Origin of the sequence: Microbacterium profundi (assembly GCF_000763375.1) — a bacterium.
GTDB lineage: Bacteria > Actinomycetota > Actinomycetes > Actinomycetales > Microbacteriaceae > Microbacterium > Microbacterium profundi.
Genome location: NZ_JPSY01000003.1, coordinates 286,153 through 306,004, shown reverse-complemented (window position 1 = coordinate 306,004; position 19,852 = coordinate 286,153). Strand labels below are relative to the sequence as shown.

The window sequence follows — 19,852 nt, the reverse complement described above, 5'->3', positions numbered from 1 at the left end:
CCCGCCACCATGCCGTGTCCGGGCAGCGTCACTCGACGCGGAAGAGACGCATCGATGTTCCCGGCGTCGCGAGCACATCGCCAGGCGCGAACGTCTCCGATTCGCCTCCGGGATGTTCGTCGGAGCTCGACCACAGCGACACGAATCGGCTCGCATCCTCCAGCGCGGGCAGCGTGATCTCGACGGGGGATTCGATGCCGTGCACGACGAGCAGAATGCGATTGGCCGGCTCGTCCACCGGCGTGGAAGCGGCGACGTACTGCAGTGTGCGGTTGCCCGGATCGGTCCACTGCTCCTGCTCCATCGTCTCGCCGTTCTGGTCGTACCAGTCCATGACCGAGGCATTGGGCGTGTGCTCGCCGAGACGCGCATAGCGGCTCGGCCGGAGCGAGGGGTTCTCACGGCGGAGCCTGGTGAGCGCCGAGACATGGGCGCGGAGGTCCTTCTGCCAATCCTCGTCGTCCCAGCTCAGCCAGGTGAGGTCGGAGTCATGGGCATAGGCGTTGTTGTTGCCGCTCTGCGTGCGTCCGCTCTCATCTCCGGCCGTCAGCATCGGGATGCCGGCCGACAGCAGCAGTGTGCCGAGAAGGTTGCGCATGGCCTTGCGCCGTGCGGCCTCGACCAGGGGGTCGGTCGTGGGGCCCTCGACGCCGTGGTTGAACGAGCGGTTCGTGTCGGCGCCGTCGCGGTTGTCCTCGCCGTTGGCCTCATTGTGCTTGACGTCGTAGGTGACCAGATCACGCAAGGTGAAGCCGTCGTGCGCGGTGATGAAGTTCACGCTCGCGAGAGGTCCTCGATCTTCGCTGAAAGTGTTCGATGATCCGGCCAGTCGGGTCGCGAAGCCGCCGATGCCCACAGGTGCGGATGCGCGGCGCGCGTAGTCGATGTCACTGAGCCAGAAATTGCGCACGCGGTCGCGATAGCGGTCGTTCCACTCCAGCCACCCGTCGGTGAAGTTCCCGGTCTGCCAGCCGCCGAGACCGACATCCCACGGCTCGGCGATGAGCTTGACGTCCTGCAGGGCCGGATCGTCGCGGATGGCGAGGAGAAGCGGATGCTCCGGCGTGTACTCGTGGTTCTCGTCGCGGCCGAGAGCAGCCGCGAGATCGAACCGGAAGCCGTCGATCTGCATCTCCTGCGCCCAGTACCGCAGAGAATCCAGCACGAGCCGTGCTGCGGCATCCTTCGAGGTGTCGAGCGTGTTGCCGCATCCGGTGGTGTCGATGTAGACGCCGTCGGGCTGCTGACGGTAGTAGTTGGCATTATCGATGCCGCGCAGACTCGAACGGGGCCCGCCGATGCCCTCTTCCGAGGTGTGGTTGTAGACGACATCGAGAATGACCTCAAGACCCGCCTCGTGCAACAGCTTGACCATGCCCTTGAACTCGGCGAGCACGGCCTCCGGACCCTCTTTGCGAGCGTCGTCCGTGGCGTAGGCGTTGTGCGGTGTGAAGAAGTTGAGGGTGTTGTAACCCCAGTAGTTCGTGAGCCCGCGCTCGAGGAGACGCGGCTCCGGGACGAAGGCGTGCACAGGGAGGAGCTCGATCGAGGTGATGCCCAGCGAATGGAAGTACTCGATCATCGCCGGGTGGGCGAGACCCGCATAGGTGCCGTGAAGCGCCGGCGGTACGTCCGGCTGACGCTTGGTCACTCCCTTCAGGTGCGCCTCGTAGATCACCGTGCGATCGAGCGGGATGCGGGGCTTGCGCGATTCAGCCCAGTCGAAGCCGTCGACGATGACGACCGAGCGCCATTCCTCGTATCCGTCGCCCTGGGCAAGGCCCTTGGCATACGGATCGAGAAGCAGCGTCTCGGGATTGAATGTGTTGCCGGGGCCGTGCGGACCGCCGACGCGGACGGCGTACCTGGTCCCGGGCTGCAGCAGGTCGGTGGTGACCTCCCAGACGTCGCCCGTGCCACGCTCGAGGTCGACCTCATCGGTGACCCAGTCGAGGTCGGTCTCGTCGAAGATCACGAGTTCTATCGACGAGGCGTTCTGCGACCAGACGCGCAGGGTCGCGACGCCGTCGTGCAGACGCACGCCGAGGTCGTCGAGGGCAGCGCCGCCGGGCGCAGTGAAGTCTTGGGACTCGGGCATGAGTACACATTAGGCGGGATGTGTTGCAGTCTCATGACAGCGCGTACTCAGTTCCATGTGCCGTGTCGCGAGAAATGGGGGAGAGTTGAGGGATGAGGTTCTATCTCGATCACGCTGCGACCACGCCGCTGCGCCCTGAGGCGCGCGATGCCTGGCTGGATGCCACGGAAGTCGTCGGCAACGCGTCATCGACCCACGGCGCGGGTCAGGATGCCCGCAGGCTGCTCGAAGAGTCGCGCGAGCGGATCGCCGCGGTGCTGGGGTGCGACCCCATTGAGGTCGTGTTGACCTCTGGCGGCACCGAGTCGATCAATACGGCCCTGCGCGGGCTCTGGGATGCGCGGGAGGCGGATGCCGAGATCATCGTGCTGCCGGACGGCGAGCACCACGCGAGCATGGACACGGCCGGTGCTCTTGCGGCCGAAGGCGCCGTGTTGCGTCGGGTACCGCTGACCGCGGCCGGGCGCATCGAGGCGGATGCGTTCGCACGCGCCTTGGCCGGCGCAGCATACGAGCGGGCTGCACTGGCCACGGCGCTCGTCGCGAACAACGAAGTGGGCACGATCAACGATGCCGCCGCTCTCGCGGGCGCGGCGGCGGCGGCTCGTGTGCCGTTGCACTTGGACGCAGTAGGCGCCTTCGGACATGTGGCGCTGTCGTTCCGGGACCTTCGAGCGGATGCCGGCGCGGGCGTCGGTCTGGTCGCGATGAGCGTCGCGGGGCACAAGATCGGCGCCCCGGTGGGTGTCGGCGCGCTCGTCGTCGCACGTACGGCCAAGCTCACCCGTCTGCTGCACGGAGGTGCGCAGCAACGAGGGCTCCGCGCCGGAACGCAGGACGTCGCAGGTGCTGCTGCCTTCGCGGTCGCACTGGAGCTCGCCGAGGCGGAGCGCGAAACCGAGGGAGCGCGGCTCACGGCACTGCGTGATCGTCTGATCGACGGCATCCGCACCGCTGTGCCGTCGGCAGAACTTCTCGGCGATCCGGTCGACCGTCTCCCGAACAACGTGCACATGCTTTTTCCGGGGGCAGTGGGAGAGAGCCTGCTCTTCCTGCTCGATGTCGCCGGGGTCGCGGCATCCACCGGCTCCGCCTGCCAGGCCGGCGTCGCCGAGCCGTCACACGTCGTGATGGCGATGGGCCGCGGGGAGCGGGATGCGCGCAGCGTTCTGCGCTTCACGCTCGGGCGCACCTCGACCGACGCCGAGGTCGACGCGGTGCTCGGGGCGATCGCCGATGCGTACGCGCGAGCATCCGGAAAACTGAGCGCTCACTGAGCCTGCCGAAGCGTCACGCTCGTAGACTGTACCAATGCGAATTCTTGCGGCCATGAGCGGTGGCGTGGACTCAGCCGTTGCGGCGGCACGCGCCGTCGAGGCAGGACACGACGTCACCGGGGTGCATCTCGCGCTCTCCAGGGCCGGCGGCACGCTGCGCACCGGCAGCAGAGGGTGCTGCACGATCGAGGACGCCATGGATGCGCGCAGGGCGTCTGACAAGCTCGGCATCCCGTTCTATGTCTGGGACTTCTCCGAGCGCTTCCGCGACGACGTGATCGATGACTTCATCTCCGAGTACCGGGCCGGCCGCACGCCGAACCCGTGCATGCGATGCAACGAGAAGATCAAGTTCGCCGCCCTCCTCGAGCGCGCGATCGAACTCGGCTTCGATGCCGTGTGCACCGGGCACTACGCGACCCTCGTCGAGGGCGAGGGGGGGCTCGAGCTGCATCGGGCATCGGACAACGCGAAGGACCAGTCGTACGTGCTGGGCGTGCTCAACGCCGAGCAGCTCGCGCACACCTATTTCCCGCTCGGCTCGACGCCGTCGAAGGCGCTCGTGCGTGCCGAGGCGGCCGAGCGCGGCCTCAGCGTCGCGCAGAAGCCCGACAGCCACGACATCTGCTTCATCCCCGACGGAGACACGCGCGGATGGTTGGCCGAGAAGGTCGGTGCGGAGCAGGGCGAGATCCTGGACCGTTCCGGCACCGTGATCGGTTCGCACGAGGGCGCGCACGCGTTCACTGTCGGACAGCGCAAGGGACTGAAGCTCGGAATCCCTGCAGCCGACGGCAAACCGCGGTTCGTGCTCGAGGTGCGGCCGGTGTCGAACACCGTGGTGGTCGGTCCCAAGGAAGCGCTGGCGATCGGTGAGATCTCAGGAGAGCGGTACTCGTGGGCGGGCGCTGTGCCGACGACATCGGAGTTCGAGTGCCACGTGCAGATCCGCGCGCACTCCGAACCGGTGCCCGCTGCTGCTCACGTGACGGTCGACGGGGTTCGCGTCGTGCCGGAGGTGCCACTCGACGGCGTCGCCCCTGGGCAGACGGCAGTGCTCTACATCGGCACCCGCGTGCTCGGGCAGTTCACGATCGACAAGACGGTCTCGGCGGTTCCGGTCGACGCGTGAGCCGCTCTCGGGTGGTTGAGCGAGCGCAGCTCTCGGGTGGTTGAGCGAGCGCAGCTCTCGGGTCGTTGAGCGAGCGTAGCCCTCGGGTCGTTGAGCGCGCGTAGCTCTCGGGTCGTTGAGCGAGCGTAGCCCTCGGGTGGTTGAGCGAGCGCAGCTCTCGGGTGGTTGAGCGAGCGCAGCTCTCGGGTGGTTGAGCGAGCGTAGCCCGCGGGTCGTTGAGCGAGCGCAGCGAGACGAAACGGGTTGAGCGAGCCGCAGGCGAGCCGAAACCGCGGCCGGCGCCGTTCGGCTACGCGCCAACGCAGGTCTTGCTGGGCGTCGGATTGATCCTTCAGCTGGAAAGGGCAGAACTCGCGCGGAATCCGAAAAGCGGCATTCCCTGGCATACGCCAGAGGTGACCCGCGAGCCTTTGTCGGCAGAGGCCTGGTGGAATGCGCTTTCGGCAGTCTTCATCTCGGCGTATGCAGAGTGCGGAGTGGACCTGATGAAAGCGCTAGCGCATGCCGGCGGAGGGCGCGAGCCGGCGCTAAACCGCGCTAAACCCGGAGAACTGCAGCATCTTCGGACAGGGTTGGCCGTTTCGCTCCGAAGTTAGTGCTGTTCTCCGAGCGAGGCGTATCGGGGTCGTTGACCGAGGGCAGCTCGAAACGGGGGAGCGAGCCGCTTCTGATGTCGGCGCCCGCTCATAGACTGAGACGGTGCCGGAGAACATCTCGCTGGAAGACGCCCGCGTCGAAGCCGAAGAGCTGACTACTCGCATTCTCGAGGCGAAGGACGCGTACTACGGACGCGACACCTCGGTCGTCGATGATGCGACTTACGACGGATGGATGCACCGGCTCGAAGAGCTCGAGCGACTGCATCCCGAGCTGCAGGGGCAGGATTCGCCGACCCAGATGGTCGGAGCCGCCGAGGCGACGGGCCTCGCCACGATCGAGCATGCCGAGCGGATGCTGAGCCTCGACAACGTCTTCTCGATCGATGAGCTGCGCGAGTGGGCGGCGAAGACGCAGTCGTCGTCCGGGCGCGAGGTCGCGTGGCTCACCGAGCTCAAGATCGACGGTCTGGCGATCAACCTGCGCTATGAGAACGGCATCCTGACCTCGGCGGCGACGCGCGGTGACGGGCGCGTGGGTGAGATCGTCACAGAGAACGCTCTGCGTCTCGCCGACATCCCCGAGAAGCTGACCGGTGAGGGCCATCCGCCGATCGTGGAGGTGCGCGGCGAGGTGTTCATCCCGGTCGCGGCGTTCGAACGGCTCAACGCCGCGCAGGCGTCGTTCCGCGACCGCGCGTACGCCGACACGCTGTCGCGGTGGGACGCACGAGGCGGCACCAAGAAGCCGTTCGAGGACGAGAAGGCACGGGCGGCCGCCGCGCGGCGCTTTCCCGCGTTCGCCAACCCACGCAACGCCGCGAGCGGTGGCCTGCGGCAGCAGATCGACAAGAAGAGCGGACTCGAGCTCGAAGCCGGGCTGCTGCGGGTGAACTCGCTGTCGCTGTACGTGCACGGAATCGGTGCATGGCCGAACCCGCCGGTCGCGTCGCAGAGCGAGATCTACGACCTGCTGGCCTCGTGGGGGCTGCCGATGAGTCCGCACTCCAAGGTCTGCCACGACATCGACGAGGTCATCGCCTTCGTCGGGCATTTCGGCGAGCACCGTCACGACATCGAGCACGAACTCGACGGCATCGTGGTCAAGGTCGACGAGTTGGCGCTGCACGACGAGCTGGGCATGACCAGCCGCGCCCCGCGATGGGCTATCGCCTACAAGTACCCGCCGGAGGAGGTGCAGACGAAGCTCCTCGACATCGTCGTCTCCGTCGGACGCACAGGGCGCGCGACGCCGTTCGCCGTCATGGCGCCAGCGCATGTCGCCGGCTCGGTCGTAAGACAGGCGACACTGCACAACAAGGACGTCGTGAAGGCCAAGGGGGTGCTGATCGGCGACACTGTCGTGCTGCGCAAGGCCGGCGACGTCATCCCCGAGGTGCTGGGGCCGGTGGTCGACAAGCGCGACGGCACGGAGCGCGAGTTCGTCATGCCGGTCGGATGCCCCGAATGCGGCACACCGCTGCGCCCCATGAAGGAGGGCGACATCGATCTGCGGTGCCCGAACGCCCGCTCCTGCCCGGCGCAGGTGCGCGGACGCGTCGAGCACATCGGCTCGAGGGGCGCTCTCGACATCGAGGTTCTCGGCGAGGTGACCGCGGCCGCTCTCACGCAGGCCGAAGCACCGGCCGTCGCGCCGTTGGACACCGAGGCCGGTCTCTTCTCGCTCACGCTGGAAGAGCTCGTCCCCATTTCTGTCGTGGTCAGAGACGCGGAAACCGGTGAGCCGAAGGTGGATGACGAAACGGGCGAACTTGTCCGGCGTGCGCCGTTCCAGAAACTCGGCCCAGCGCAGTATCCGCCAGGGACAGAGGGCTTGGACTCTGCTGAACGCCGTAGAAGCGGAATTCGCAAGAATCACCGCGAGACATTGCCGTCAGAGGCTGCGACGAAGCTGCTCGCCGAGCTCGAGAAGGCCAAGAAGAAGGATCTCTGGCGCCTGCTCGTGTCGCTGAACATCCGCCACGTCGGTCCCGTTGCGGCCCGCGCGCTCGCCCAGTGGTTCGGGTCGCTCGATGCGATCCGAGCTGCATCCCGTGAGGAGCTCGCCGCCGTCGAGGGCGTCGGGGGGATCATCGCCGACTCGCTGCTGGCCTGGTTCGAGGTCGACTGGCACGTCGACATCGTCGATCAGTGGACAGCTGCAGGCGTGCAGTGGGCAACACCGGGGCACCCGGGTCCTGGGGCCGCCGTGGTCGAGGGCGGGGTGCTCGAGGGGTTCACGGTCGTTGCGACCGGGTCTCTCGACGGATACACGCGAGACGGTGCGCAGGAGGCGATCATCAACGCCGGTGGCAAGGCCGCCTCGAGCGTCTCGAAGAAGACCGATTTCGTCGCGGCAGGTCCCGGCGCGGGCTCCAAGCTCGGAAAGGCAGAGGAACTCGGCATTCGCATCTTGGATGCTGCGCAGTTCCACATCCTCGTCACCGAAGGGCCCGACGCGCTGGACTCCTGACCTGAAACAGGACCGACCACACGAAACAGGGAGTGGCACAGCCCGTTTCGAGCGGAAGGACCTGTCTCAGATGGTCGCGCGGATCTCGAATCCTCCTGACGACGACGCCGGCACGTCGGTCACCGTCACTTCGTCGACCTGCGCACCCGCTGGCCCCTGCTTCAGCGCGTCGAGGACGGCCTGCACGTCAGCATCCGCCCCGTGCAACTCGGCTTCCACCGTCCCGTCGCGGCGATTTCGCACCCAGCCCGTGACGGCGTGAGCCGCGGCCGCGTCCTGTGCGAACCACCGGTACCCGACTCCCTGTACACGCCCACGCGTGCTCGTTCGCACCGACCTCATGGTTCAACAATGCCAGGATCTCCCTCGTCACGTCCTTTGTCGTACCTATGTTCTAATCTCGATCGCACACAGAGCCGAGGAGGGCACGATGACGAATAAGCAGCCGACGGAGGCAGAGATCGACGCGTGGCGTGAGGAGGAAGACAGGTTCACCGGGCAGGTGATTCGGCGGCATGGCGTATTCATACAGTCCGTGAGCGGCGAGCAGATGTTTCGGATGACGTGTTTCGCATACACCGTGGGGCTGTTCGGCATGGGCCATCCGGAACTCCTCGTGCTCGGCATCTGCGGGAAGACTGCGCAGCGTGTGCTGAACGACGTGTCGGCGCGGGTGCGTAGCGGCGCCGATCTGACGTCGGGACAGACGATCGAGTTCGACGACTGGAACCATCGTCTGACGGTCGAGGTGCTGCCGAACCCCGCGCACATCCTGTTCGCTGCGAACTCGTTCTACCGGCGCCCTGATGAATTCTCCGTCCCAGCGTTCCAGCTCACGTACGACGACGAACAAGGACGCTTCCCGTGGGACGACGGCTACGCCATTCCCGCGTGGGTACAGCCGCGGCCGGGGGAGTTTCGTGCATGACAAGGCTACAAACTGCTACACAGGGCTACACTGGCCGCATGGTCGACGTTGCAGCGCGGGATCTGCGGAACAACACCGCAGCGGTGCTGCGGCGCGTGCAAGACGGCGAAGACGTGACGATCACCGTGCATGGGCACCCGGTCGCCAAGGTTGTTCCGATCGCGCACGAGCGGCGGTGGTTGCCAGCACGCGAGTTCATCGCGCACCTGTCAGAGTTCCAAGCCGACAGCGGACTTCGTGGTGAGCTTGCCGAACTGATCGACGAGACCACGGATGATTTGGCGGACCCGTGGGAACGGTGACGAGCGGTCTGCTGGATACATCCGTTCTCATCGCTGCCGAGTCAGGACGATCCTTGGACACCGAGGCACTGCCGGCGGAGCTCGCGGCTTCGATCATCACCTTGGCGGAGTTGCGCACCGGGGTACTCACCGCTTCGAGTCCGGCAGAGCGCGCCACTCGACTGCGTTCATTGGAGAACGTCACCCGCATGAAGATCTTCGAAGCCGACGATCGCGCTGCAGCGCAGTGGGCTCGGTTGCGCGTCGAACTTCGCGACCGTGGTCGCCGAATGAACGTGAATGACCTCTGGATCGCCGCAATCGGAGTCGCGAACGGGCTGCCGATCGTCACCCAGGACGCCGACTTCGATGCGTTGATCGGCATCCAGGGAGTCGAACTGATCCGCGTCTGAGACTCGATTCGTGGCGGTACCGGCGGTCAGCGAATGCTTGCCCGACCGTGCACTTGTGCGCTGCGCCGGTTTGCGGCGGAAACACGAAACGCCGTGTGAACGAGAAGTTCCACGGCGTTTCGTTCCTGACATCCGAAGCAGTGCTCGGGCCAGGCAAGGGTCTCAGTCCTTGTGACGCGGCTTCCGGGCGGGCCTGTCGTCACGAGCCGGACGGTCGCTGTACGAGGGGCGGTCGCGGCGCTCGTAGCCGCCTCGGGCTCCGCCGTCGCCACCGCTGCGTCGCCCGGGGGCTCCGCGGTCGGCCTTGATCTCGATCAGACGACCGGAGATGCGGGTGTCCTTGAGCTTGTCGAGAACCGAAGGGCTGAGGTTCGCGGGCAGCTCGACGATCGAGAAATCCGGGTTGATCTTGATCCCCCCGAAGTCATCGCGGCCGAGGCCGCCCTCATTGGCCAGCGCACCGACGATCTGTCGCGGCTCGACCCGGTGACGACGGCCGACCTCGATGCGGTACGGCGCGTAGTCGCTGCGACTGCGTCGCTCGGTACGTGGTCCTGTTCCTCGCTCGGCACGGTCGCCGGAGTCGCGACGCGGGCGGTTGTCCGCCTCGACCGACCTTGCGAGCGGATCGTTGGCGGGGTCGAGCAGCAGTGGCGTCTTGCCCTGCGCGACGACGGCCAGCGCCGCCGCGACATCGCCCTCCGGCACATCGTGGTTTCGCACGTAGTGGGCGACGATGTCGCGGAAGGCCTCAATGCGGCTGGTCTCTGCAAGTGCTGCAGTGATGCCGTCGTCGAAGCGCGCGAGACGCGTGGTGTTCACGTCGTCCGTGCTCGGAAGAGTCATCTGCGTCGGCGCCTGGCGGGTTGCCTTCTCGATGCTCTTGAGCAGGTAGCGCTCGCGCGGCGTGATGAAGCTGATGGCATCGCCAGTGCGGCCTGCGCGGCCGGTGCGGCCGATGCGGTGCGTGTACGACTCGGTGTCGGTGGGGATGTCGTAGTTGACGACGTGGCTGATGCGCTCCACGTCCAGACCGCGGGCGGCGACGTCGGTGGCGACGAGGATGTCGAGCTTGCCGTCCTTGAGCTGGTTGACGCTGCGCTCGCGCTGCACCTGTGCAACGTCGCCGTTGATGGCGGCTGCGGAATAGCCACGCGCACGCAGCTTCTCGGCGAGGGTCTCGGTCTCGTTCTTCGTGCGGACGAAGACGATCATGCCGTCGAAGTTCTCGACCTCGAGGATGCGCGTGAGCGCGTCGACCTTCTGCTGGTACGAGACGACGAGGTAGCGCTGCGTGATGTTCGTGCTCGACGCCGTCTTCGACTTGACCGTGATCTCCTCCGCATCGCGCAGGTACTTCTGGGCGAGGCGGCGGATCTGCGGCGGCATGGTCGCCGAGAACAGGGCGACCTGCTTCTCGGCAGGCGTCTGAGCAAGGATCTGCTCGACATCCTCTGCGAAGCCCATCTTCAGCATCTCGTCGGCCTCATCGAGCACCAGGTACTTCAGCGCCGAGAGGTCGAGGGTGCCTTTGGCGAGGTGGTCCATGATACGACCGGGGGTTCCGACGATGACGTGCACGCCGCGGCGCAGCGCGGAAAGCTGCACACCATAGCCCTGGCCGCCGTAGACGGGCAGCACGTGCACGCCCTTCATCTTCGCTGCGTACGACTCGAACGCCTCACAGACCTGGAGCGCGAGCTCACGGGTCGGCGCCAGTACGAGTGCCTGCGGCGTCTTCTGCGAGACGTCGAGGCGTTCCAGCACCGGCAGCGCGAACGCGGCCGTCTTGCCCGTTCCCGTCTGTGCCATACCCACGACGTCGCGGCCGCCGAGAAGCGTCGGGATGGTGGCCGCCTGGATGGGCGATGGGGTCTCGTACCCGAGGCCGCGGATGGCGGCGAGGACGGGTCCGGTGATGCCGAGTTCCTCGAATCCGGGGGTCGCGGGGGATTCTTCGGTGGGCTCGTTCAAATCTGCATCTTCAGGGGTCACTACCTAAAGGTAGCGCGTCGGGTCGCCCCGCGCCTGTGAAGACGCGGCGTCAGCCGCCGTTCGTGAGAGTTTCGAGCTTCTCCTTGACCTGACGACGCAGCACCTTGCCGATCAGAGACTTCGGTAATTCGTCCACGACGAAGATCCTGCGCGGCACCTTGTAGGCCGTCAGGATGCTGCGGGCGAACTGTCTGATCGCCTCCTCATCGAGCTCCGCACCGGGATCGAGGACGACGGCAGCGACGACCTCCTCACCGGAGTGGTCGCTGTGCAGCCCCACAACGGCGGCGTCCGCCACGGATGGATGCTGCCGCAGCGCGTTCTCGACCTCGGTCGGTGCCACATTGAAGCCGCCGGTGACGATGAGCTCCTTGATGCGATCGACGATCCGCACGAACCCGGCGTCATCGATGGTCACGATGTCTCCCGTGCGATACCAGCCGTCGACGAAGGACTCCTCGGTCGCCTCAGGCTTGCCGTAGTACCCGCCGAACACCTGCGGTCCGCGGACGACGAGCTCGCCGGGCATACCGGGCTCCACGTCCTGAACTGGATTCTCGGGATCGACGACGCGGCATTCGGTGCCGGGGAGCGGCAGCCCGACGCTTCCCGGCACGCGGTTCTGCGCGACGGGGTTCGCGATCAGCACGGGCGAGCACTCGCTGAGTCCATACCCCTCGACGAGATATCCGCCGGTGGCCTCCTCGAACGGCACGACGAGCTCGTGCGGCAGCGCCATCGCGCCGGAGATCGCGCCCTCCGTGCCGGCGAGCGAGATGCCCCTGGCCTCGGCGGCCTTGAGCAGCCGCTCGGCGATCGGGGGCACGAGTGGCAGGAAGGTCGCCGGATGCTTCTTCACGACGTCGAGCACCAGGTCGGGGTCGAACTTCGGGAACAGCACGAGCCGGGCGCCCATCGACATCGCGAATGTCAGACACAGAGTGAGGCCGTAGGCGTGGAACATCGGCAGCACGGCGTAGACGACGCATCCGTGCCCGCGTTGGATCGACGGCACCCAGGCCTTGGCCTGCCCCGCGTTCGAGAGCAGATTGCGGTGGGTCAGCGCCGCGCCCTTGGGAGTCCCGGTCGTTCCTGAGGTGTATTGGATGATCGCAAGGTCGTCGGTGGCCGGCTTCGGGTGCGACGCCGGCAGCGGAGCGGAACCGACGATCTGCTTCCAGTCGATCGCGCCGCGCACCTTCTCGGTGAGGGCAGCTCGTGATTCCCGCGCCTTCGCGATCGGCAGCGTCAGAGCGATTCGCGTGAGCAGCGGCATCGCAGTGGTGACATCCACCGATACCAGTGACGTGACGGCGAGGTCTGCGGGGAACTCCTGGACGGTCCCCACGACCTTGCTCCACACGATGGCGTGCTTCGCCCCGTGGTCCTCGAACTGCTTGCGCAGCTCTCGCGGCGTGTACAGCGGATTGTGCTCCACGACCACGGCGCCGAGGCGCAGGACAGCGTAGAAGGCGATGATGTGCTGCGGACAGTTCGGGAGCACGATCGCGACCGGGTCGCCGGCGCGAACGCCCAGATCGCGCAGCCCGGCGGCCGCGCGATCGATCGCGCTCTGCATGGCGGCGTACGTCGTCTCCTGCCCGAAGAACTGCAGGGCGACAGCATCCGGATAGTCGCGCGCGGATGCTGCGACGATATCGATCAGCGAGCCGTCGACGGCAGGGAGGTCTTCCGGAACGCCCTCGGCGTAACTGGCGACCCAGGGGCGAGGGGGATCGAACATCGTCATGTCGACAGCCTATTCCGAGAGTGCGGCGCCAGACGGAGCGGGGGAGTTGATGCGGCGAACTAGACTGATGTCGTGTCTGAAATCACCCCTGAGCTCGTGCGCCATCTCGGCGTACTCGCGCGCATCCAGCTGAACGACGACGAGGTGACGCGGCTCACGGGCCAGCTCGACGCCATCGTCGACAACATCGCGAAGGTGTCGGAGGTGGCGACGTCCGACGTGGCGGCCACCAGCCACCCGATTCCGCTCGCGAACGTGTTCCGTGCCGATGTGGTCGGCGAGACGCTGACCCATGAGCAGGTGCTGCAGAACGCACCGGATGCCGCGGACGGCCGTTTCCGCGTGACCGCGATCCTTGGTGAAGAACAATGACGGAGCGAGGAGCAGTGAGCGACATCATCCGCTGGACAGCCGCGGAGCTCGCGGACAAGCTCACCGCCGGCGAGGTTTCCAGCCGTGAGGCCACGCAGGCGCATCTCGACCGGATCGCCGCCGTCGACGGCGACGTGCACGCGTTCCTGCATGTGAACGACGGTGCTCTCGCCGCGGCCGACGCGGTCGACGACGCTCGGGCAGCGGGGGAGCGACTGCATCCGCTCGCCGGTGTGCCGCTTGCGATCAAGGACGTCCTGGTCACGACCGACCAGCCGACCACGAGCGGATCGAAGATCCTCGAGGGCTACATGTCGCCCTACGACGCCACCGTCGTCGCGCGTGCGCGCGCTGCCGGCCTCGTGCCGCTGGGCAAGACCAACATGGACGAGTTCGCGATGGGCTCGTCCACCGAGCACTCCGCGTACGGTCCGACCCGCAACCCGTGGGATCTCGACCGGATCCCCGGCGGTTCGGGCGGAGGCTCGGCGGCTGCCGTCGCCGCCTTTGAAGCGCCGCTCGCCCTCGGCTCCGACACCGGTGGATCGATCCGTCAGCCCGCACACGTCACCGGCACGGTCGGAATCAAGCCGACTTACGGCGGTGTGAGCCGCTACGGCGCGATCGCCCTGGCCTCGAGCCTCGACCAGGTCGGACCTGTCACGCGCACGGTGCTCGACTCCGGTCTGCTGCACGACATCATCGGCGGCCACGACCCGAAGGACTCCACCTCGCTCACCGACGCGTGGCCGTCATTCGCGGATGCCGCCCGAGAGGGCGCGCGCGGCGACGTGCTCAAGGGACTCAAGGTCGGCGTCATCAAGGAGCTGCCCGATTCGGGCTTCCAGCCCGGAGTCGCAGCATCCTTCCGTGCATCGCTCGACCTGCTCGAGGCGAACGGCGCCGAGATCGTCGAGATCTCCACACCGCACTTCGAATACGGCGTCGCGGCGTACTACCTGATCCTCCCGGCCGAAGCATCCAGCAACCTGGCGAAATTCGACTCAGTGCGTTTCGGTCTGCGGGTCACTCCCGACGGAAACCCCACGGTGGAGGACGTCATGTCCGCCACGCGCGAGGCGGGGTTCGGCGACGAGGTCAAGCGCCGCATCATCCTCGGCACCTACGCACTGTCGGCGGGTTACTACGACGCCTACTACGGCAGTGCGCAGAAGGTGCGCACGCTCATCCAGAAGGACTTCGACGATGCGTTCGCGCAGGTCGACGTCATCGCGACGCCGTCGGCGCCGACCACGGCGTTCAAGATCGGCGAGAAGATCGACGACCCTCTGCAGATGTACTTGAACGATGTCACGACGATCCCGGCGAACCTCGCCGGCGTCCCCGGCATCTCGATCCCGTCCGGCCTCGCGGAGGAGGACGGCATGCCCGTCGGCATTCAGTTCCTCGCGCCGGCGCATGAAGATGCCCGGCTGTACCGCGTCGGAGCTGCCCTGGAGGCCGCACTCGTCGACTCCTGGGGAGCTCCGCTGCTCAATCTTGCCCCCGCTTTGAGATCGGTTGCTGAGCCTGTCGAAGCACAGGAACCAGCAGGAGGAACCCGCTGATGGCTGCCGCAGCAAAGCTGATGGACTTCGACAAGGCCCTCGAGCTGTTCGAGCCGGTGCTCGGATTCGAAGTGCACGTCGAGCTCAACACGAACACGAAGATGTTCTCCGATGCGCCGAACCCGGCCAACGAGAAGTATCACGCCGCCGAGCCGAACACGCTCATCGCTCCGGTCGACATGGGCCTTCCCGGTGCCATGCCCGTCGTGAACGAAACGGCGATCCGCTCGTCGATAAGCCTCGGACTCGCACTGGGCTGCTCGATCGCGGAGTCCAGCCGCTTCGCCAGGAAGAACTACTTCTACCCGGATCTCGGCAAGAACTACCAGATCTCGCAGTACGACGAGCCGATCGCCTACCGTGGATCCGTCGTGGTCGAGCTCGAGGACGGCACTCTCGTGACCGTGCCGATCGAGCGCGCCCACATGGAGGAGGACGCCGGAAAGCTCACCCACATGGGAGGAGCGACCGGCCGCATCCAGGGTGCGGAGTACTCGCTGGTCGACTACAACCGCGCCGGCGTCCCACTGGTGGAGATCGTCACAGACATCATCTTCGGCACCGAACATCGTGCGCCGGAGGTCGCGAAGGCGTACGTCTCCACGATCCGCGACATCGTGCGCAGCCTCGGCATCTCCGAGGCGCGCCTCGAACGCGGCAACCTGCGCTGCGACGCGAACGTCTCACTGCGGCCGCGCGTCGCCGAGGGTGAGCAGCCGGCGCCGCTCGGTACACGCACTGAGACGAAGAACGTCAACTCGATGCGCTCGGTCGAGCGCGCTGTGCGTCACGAGATCCAGCGTCAGGCGCAGATCCTCGCCGACGGCGGCACGATCATCCAGGAGACCCGTCACTGGCATGAGGACACCGGCACGACCTCACCCGGCCGGCCGAAGTCGGACGCCGACGACTACCGCTACTTCCCGGAGCCCGACCTGCTGCCCGTGCAGCCGACCAGCGCCCTGATCGAGGAGCTGCGGGCGGAGCTCCCCGAGCAGCCCGTCGCGCGCCGCCGCAGGCTCAAGGCGGAGTGGAACTTCACCGACCTGGAGTTCCAGGACGTGCGCAACGGCAACCTGATCGACGAGGTCGAGGCGACCATAGCCGCAGGCGCCACGCCGGCCGCTGCACGCAAGTGGTGGACCGGTGAGATCTCCCGCCTCGCGAACGCGCAGGACAAGGATGCCGCGGGCCTGATCGCTCCCGAGAACGTCGCCGCATTGCAGAAGCTCATCGACGAGGGCACCCTCACCGACAAGCTCGCGCGCCAGGTGCTCGAAGGCGTCATCGCAGGCGAGGGTACACCGCAGGAGGTCGTCGACGGTCGAGGACTGGCCGTCGTCTCGGACGACGGCGCGCTCATCGCCGCGATCGATGATGCTCTCGCCGCGCAGCCCGACGTCATGGCCAAGATCAAGGACGGCAAGGTGCAGGCCGCAGGGGCCGTCATCGGCGCCGTCATGAAGGCAATGAAGGGCCAGGCGGATGCTGCTCGCGTGCGCGAACTCATCCTGGAGCGTGCAGCGCAGTAGGTGCCGCTGAAGCGCGGATGTCCGCGGCCTGCGCGAGAATGGAATCATGGGGCGCGGTGACGGACGAGGCAGACTCGTCTCTCCTGACGGTGCGGACGACACCGGTACACGCATCCTGCACGTCGACATGGATGCCTTCTATGCCGCGGTCGAGGTGATGGATGACCCCTCGCTGCGCGGACTGCCGATCATCATCGGGGCTCCTGACGGACGCTCCGTGGTCTCCAGTGCCTCGTACGAGGCGCGACGATACGGGGTACGCGCCGCGATGCCGGTCGGCCAGGCCATGCGGCTGTGCCCGACCGCCAAGATCGTCATGCCGCACTTCGACCGCTACCAGGCGGTGTCGCGCCAGGTGATGGCGGTCTTCGAGTCGATCACGCCCCTGGTCGAGCCGCTCTCGGTCGACGAGGCGTTTCTCGATGTGCAGGGCGTCAGGCGCCTGTGGGGGAGCCCGGGGCAGATCGCGCGACTGGTCAGGGAGCGCGTGCAGGCCGAGGTCGGCATCAGCTGCAGCGTCGGGGTCGCTGCGACGAAGCACGTGGCGAAGATGGCGTCGACCATCTCCAAACCGGACGGGATGCTGATCGTCGCCGCCGCCGACACGCTCGACTTCCTGGCGCCGCGCTCCGTCCGCACGATGTGGGGCGTGGGGCCGAAGGCGTCGGATGCGCTGGAAGCCCGCGGCATCCGCACGATCGGCGACATCCGTGATTCGCCGCAGGACATGCTCGACCGCGCCGTCGGTCAGGCGCTGGGTGCGCGCATCGCACAGCTCGCGCGCGGAGAGGACGCCAGGTCGGTCGAGACCGAGCGGGTCGAGAAGAGCGTCGGCCACGAGGAGACGTTCGACATCGATGTGAGCGATCGCGAGTTCCTCCGTGCAGAGCTGCTCAGGCTCGCGGATCGAGTCGCGGTGCGACTGCGGAAGGCAGGGTGGGAGTGCGCTACCGTCGCGATCAAGATCCGCTTCGACGACTTCACCACCCTGAGCCGGTCCCAGACGCTTGCAGAGCCGACGTCCGTCGGGCAGAGGATCGGCGAGGCGGCGCAGAAGCTGTACGAGTCGATCGACCGGCGTGACCCGGTGCGGCTGGTGGGAGTGCGCGCCGAGAAGCTGCGGCCGGCCGGGGGAGCGGCGTTCGCGCTGTGGGACGATGACGAGCACTGGCGCAAGGTCGAAGGTGCTCTCGATGACGCTCGCGCACGTTTCGGCAGCGCCACGATCACGCGTGCCAGGCACGTGGCGCGCGGCGACGGTCGCGGCGCCGCGCGACATCCGAAGGATCACGGCGTCGATTGATCTCCCGAGCTGCCCGTCTGTCGACTAGCGTGGAGTCATGCCGAACATCGCACTGGACCTCGGAAAGCAAGTCGCCTCTTTCGGCGTGAAGAGCGCCTATGGGGAGCCTCAGGATGTCGATGGGGTGAGCATCACGCCGGTCGCCCTGACGTGGGCGGGCTTCGGCGGCGGCGCGGATCAGGAGGGCAACGGCGGCGGCGGTGGCGGTGGGGTGTCCATTCCGGTCGGCGTATACGTCCGTCGTGAAGAGGGTCTGCGCTTCGAGCCGAACCTGGTGGCTCTGCTGGCGGTGGCGATCCCGTTCGTGTGGGTCGCAGGCCGCGCGCTCTCGCGCGTGATCCGTGCCCTCAAGAAATGACGACCCGGTCGCGCAGGCTCTTCAGCGCGCGGCTGTCAGCATCATCGACGCGATCGTCGCCGTCGAAGCATCCAACCCTGTCGTCCTGATCGATGGCCGGGCCGGGGCGGGAAAGACGACCCTGTCACGCATGGTGGCTGCGAATTGGCCCGTGGCCGGACGACCGCAGCTCATCGCGCTGGACTCGCTTTATCCCGGATGGGACGGGCTCGACGCCGGCGTCGAACGCGCGCTGCACGACATCCTGCGCCCGCATGCGCGCGGTCTGCTCAGCACGTGGCGCCGCTGGGACTGGGAATCGGAGACCGACGCCGAAGCACACGCGGTGACGCCTGCCCTCGGAGTCATCCTCGAAGGCTGCGGCGCGGTGAACCCGGCGACCGCACGCCTCGCCGACGTCGGCGTGTGGGTGGAGTCTCCGGATGCTGCGCGCAAGCGACGCGCGCTCGACCGAGACGGAGAAGGGTTCCGTCCGCACTGGGACGGCTGGGCTGCACAGGAGGAGCGGCATCTGGAGCGCGACGATCCGCGTGCGCTTGCGACGTTGCGTGTCGCAGTCCCTTAACCGGCCACACCCGGTCGGTCTGGTGATGAGCTTCTCTAATGCGCGGAATACTCGTCGTGCGCATCGGCGAGGGCGATGAGGCCGTCGAGGCGGAAGCCCAGCCAGTCGTAGACACCGAAGCGCGGGTCTTCCAGATCGTGTTCATCGTCTTCCGCGGTGATGTCGAGGCGGGTGGCGATCACGAGGCGGAGTGCGGTGAGCGTGCGAAGCCAGGCATCGATATCGGATGCCGGGATCACGACATCCTGTCGGGCGAGCGCGTCGTCCTCGGCGAGGTCTTCGGCAGCGATGGTGAGAAACGGTGTCAGTCCGTTCCGCACCACGGCGGCGTCGGCTGTTCGCCGGTCGAGAAGATCGTCGTGGGTGGCTGCCGCGAATTCCGCGGAGGCCTCGGCGTCCTCCGGGTAGGGGTCCGGCGTGAGCCGGCTCAATCCTGGATCAGGCTCGCCGTCTGAGCCGGCGAGGACGTCGGTGAATTCCTCGACGAGACCCGCCAGATGAATCCCCTCGACGACGGCGAGCGGGAGGCGGATCACGGCGTCGGTCATTGCGGAGCCTTTCGAACAGTCGCCCACAGGCCGTAGTCGTGCATGGCCTGCGCATGCACCTCCATGGTCTCGCGGGGACCGGTGGCGACGATCGCGTGGCCGTCGTTGTGCACGGCGAGCATGAGGGTCGTGGCCTGCTCGGCCGAGTAGCCGAAGTAAGTCCGGAAGACGCGCGCGACGTAGCCCATCAGGTTCACCGGATCGTTCCAGACGACGACCTCCCACGGCTCCAGCGGAGTGGCCTGCAGGTCGGTGGCCTCGCCGAGATCGGGCGTGGCGATCGGAGTGCTCATGCCCATCCCATCTCGTGCAGCTGCGTGTCGTCGATGCCGAAGAAGTGTGCGATCTCGTGTACGAGAGTCGTGTGGACCTCTTCGCGGAGTTCCTCTTCATCATCGCACTCGGCGAGATGGGATTCTCGGAACAGGATGATGCGATCGGGCAACTCGCCCATGCCGTACTGGCCGCGTTCTGTCAGTGCGAGTCCGTCGTACATTCCGAGCAGATCGAGGCTCCCGTCCTCAGGACGGTCTTCGACGACGAAGATCAGATTCTCCAGGCCGTCGACCATCTCGTCGGGCAGTCTGTCGAGCTCGTCGACGACGAGCTGTTCGAAGGTCGCGGCATCCATTTCCATCATCGATCAGCCTATGGCCAGGGCGG

Annotated in this window: 19 protein-coding genes; 12 read left to right on the top strand and 7 right to left on the bottom strand. The window is 66.9% G+C overall.

All coding sequences use genetic code 11. The annotated features are described in order from the left end of the window. Nucleotides 1–28: 28 nt before the first annotated feature. Entirely contained in the window at nt 29–2,098 is a 2,070-nt protein-coding gene (glgX, locus tag JF52_RS0114185) for a glycogen debranching protein GlgX (RefSeq protein ID WP_033107219.1), read from the bottom strand. 92 nt (nt 2,099–2,190) lie between these two features. On the opposite strand from glgX, the gene JF52_RS0114180 reads away from it, so the two are divergent. From JF52_RS0114180 to ligA, 3 genes are all read left to right on the top strand, one after another. Then, nucleotides 2,191–3,375 (top strand): cysteine desulfurase family protein, encoded by a 1,185-nt coding sequence (locus tag JF52_RS0114180; protein ID WP_033107218.1) that lies wholly within the window; start codon nt 2,191–2,193, stop codon nt 3,373–3,375. 34 nt (nt 3,376–3,409) lie between these two features. After that, a complete protein-coding gene (mnmA, locus tag JF52_RS0114175; protein WP_084595868.1) occupies nt 3,410–4,507 on the top strand; it encodes a tRNA 2-thiouridine(34) synthase MnmA in 1,098 nt (365 codons plus the stop codon). A 699-nt stretch (nt 4,508–5,206) separates the two neighbouring features. Next, entirely contained in the window at nt 5,207–7,576 is a 2,370-nt protein-coding gene (ligA, locus tag JF52_RS0114170; protein ID WP_033107216.1) for an NAD-dependent DNA ligase LigA, read from the top strand. A 66-nt stretch (nt 7,577–7,642) separates the two neighbouring features. Here the strand turns inward: ligA and JF52_RS0114165 are convergent, their stop codons facing one another. After that, nucleotides 7,643–7,918, bottom strand: a complete 276-nt coding sequence (locus JF52_RS0114165; protein WP_033107215.1) for an acylphosphatase — start codon at nt 7,916–7,918, stop codon at nt 7,643–7,645. 88 nt (nt 7,919–8,006) lie between these two features. On the opposite strand from JF52_RS0114165, the gene JF52_RS0114160 reads away from it, so the two are divergent. The 3 genes from JF52_RS0114160 to JF52_RS0114150 are packed head-to-tail and all read left to right on the top strand — an operon-like array spanning nt 8,007 to nt 9,198. After that, entirely contained in the window at nt 8,007–8,504 is a 498-nt protein-coding gene (locus JF52_RS0114160; protein WP_033107214.1) for a DUF4262 domain-containing protein, read from the top strand. Between the two features lie 38 nt (nt 8,505–8,542). Continuing rightward, nucleotides 8,543–8,806 (top strand): type II toxin-antitoxin system Phd/YefM family antitoxin, encoded by a 264-nt coding sequence (locus tag JF52_RS0114155; RefSeq protein ID WP_033107213.1) that lies wholly within the window; start codon nt 8,543–8,545, stop codon nt 8,804–8,806. Beyond that, complete coding sequence (locus tag JF52_RS0114150) at nt 8,794–9,198, top strand: PIN domain-containing protein (protein ID WP_200881030.1); 405 nt, start codon at nt 8,794–8,796, stop codon at nt 9,196–9,198. Before JF52_RS0114155 ends, JF52_RS0114150 begins: the two co-directional genes overlap by 13 nt. 162 nt (nt 9,199–9,360) lie before the next feature. Here JF52_RS0114150 and JF52_RS0114145 read toward each other — a convergent pair whose 3' ends face one another. Next, nucleotides 9,361–11,172 (bottom strand): DEAD/DEAH box helicase, encoded by a 1,812-nt coding sequence (locus tag JF52_RS0114145; RefSeq protein WP_152594909.1) that lies wholly within the window; start codon nt 11,170–11,172, stop codon nt 9,361–9,363. 70 nt (nt 11,173–11,242) lie between these two features. Continuing rightward, nucleotides 11,243–12,943 carry a long-chain-fatty-acid--CoA ligase gene (locus tag JF52_RS0114140; protein WP_033107211.1) on the bottom strand — a complete coding sequence of 567 codons (1,701 nt, stop codon included), beginning with the start codon at nt 12,941–12,943 and terminating at the stop codon, nt 11,243–11,245. A gap of 72 nt (nt 12,944–13,015) precedes the next feature. Here JF52_RS0114140 and gatC point away from each other — a divergent pair, with 72 nt between their 5' ends. From gatC to JF52_RS0114110, 6 genes are read left to right on the top strand one after another with little or no spacing between them, the layout of a single operon-like run. Next, nucleotides 13,016–13,315: an Asp-tRNA(Asn)/Glu-tRNA(Gln) amidotransferase subunit GatC gene (gene gatC / locus JF52_RS0114135; protein WP_033107210.1), complete on the top strand. Its 300-nt coding sequence runs from the start codon at nt 13,016–13,018 to the stop codon at nt 13,313–13,315. A 14-nt stretch (nt 13,316–13,329) separates the two neighbouring features. Next, nucleotides 13,330–14,883, top strand: a complete 1,554-nt coding sequence (gene gatA, locus JF52_RS0114130; protein ID WP_052167084.1) for an Asp-tRNA(Asn)/Glu-tRNA(Gln) amidotransferase subunit GatA — start codon at nt 13,330–13,332, stop codon at nt 14,881–14,883. Next, nucleotides 14,883–16,415 carry an Asp-tRNA(Asn)/Glu-tRNA(Gln) amidotransferase subunit GatB gene (gatB, locus tag JF52_RS0114125; RefSeq protein ID WP_033107209.1) on the top strand — a complete coding sequence of 511 codons (1,533 nt, stop codon included), beginning with the start codon at nt 14,883–14,885 and terminating at the stop codon, nt 16,413–16,415. Before gatA ends, gatB begins: the two co-directional genes overlap by 1 nt. Nucleotides 16,416–16,461: 46 nt before the next feature. Next, the gene (gene dinB, locus JF52_RS0114120; RefSeq protein ID WP_033107208.1) at nt 16,462–17,718 is read left to right on the top strand and encodes a DNA polymerase IV; all 1,257 of its coding nucleotides are present in this window, start codon (nt 16,462–16,464) and stop codon (nt 17,716–17,718) included. Between the two features lie 37 nt (nt 17,719–17,755). After that, the gene (locus JF52_RS0114115) at nt 17,756–18,076 is read left to right on the top strand and encodes a hypothetical protein (protein ID WP_033107207.1); all 321 of its coding nucleotides are present in this window, start codon (nt 17,756–17,758) and stop codon (nt 18,074–18,076) included. Further along, nucleotides 18,060–18,641, top strand: coding sequence for a nucleoside/nucleotide kinase family protein (locus tag JF52_RS0114110; protein WP_033107206.1), 582 nt, complete (start codon nt 18,060–18,062; stop codon nt 18,639–18,641). The genes JF52_RS0114115 and JF52_RS0114110 overlap by 17 nt, the downstream gene beginning before the upstream one ends. Nucleotides 18,642–18,676: 35 nt before the next feature. Here the strand turns inward: JF52_RS0114110 and JF52_RS0114105 are convergent, their stop codons facing one another. Genes JF52_RS0114105 through JF52_RS0114095 form a run of 3 tightly spaced genes read right to left on the bottom strand, consistent with a single transcriptional unit; the run spans nt 18,677 to nt 19,826 of the window. Beyond that, nucleotides 18,677–19,189 carry a DUF2017 family protein gene (locus tag JF52_RS0114105; protein ID WP_033107205.1) on the bottom strand — a complete coding sequence of 171 codons (513 nt, stop codon included), beginning with the start codon at nt 19,187–19,189 and terminating at the stop codon, nt 18,677–18,679. Beyond that, complete coding sequence (gene clpS / locus JF52_RS0114100) at nt 19,186–19,482, bottom strand: ATP-dependent Clp protease adapter ClpS (RefSeq protein ID WP_033107352.1); 297 nt, start codon at nt 19,480–19,482, stop codon at nt 19,186–19,188. The genes JF52_RS0114105 and clpS overlap by 4 nt, the downstream gene beginning before the upstream one ends. Further along, nucleotides 19,479–19,826 carry a metallopeptidase family protein gene (locus tag JF52_RS0114095; RefSeq protein WP_084595867.1) on the bottom strand — a complete coding sequence of 116 codons (348 nt, stop codon included), beginning with the start codon at nt 19,824–19,826 and terminating at the stop codon, nt 19,479–19,481. The genes clpS and JF52_RS0114095 overlap by 4 nt, the downstream gene beginning before the upstream one ends. Between the last annotated feature and the right edge of the window lie 26 nt (nt 19,827–19,852).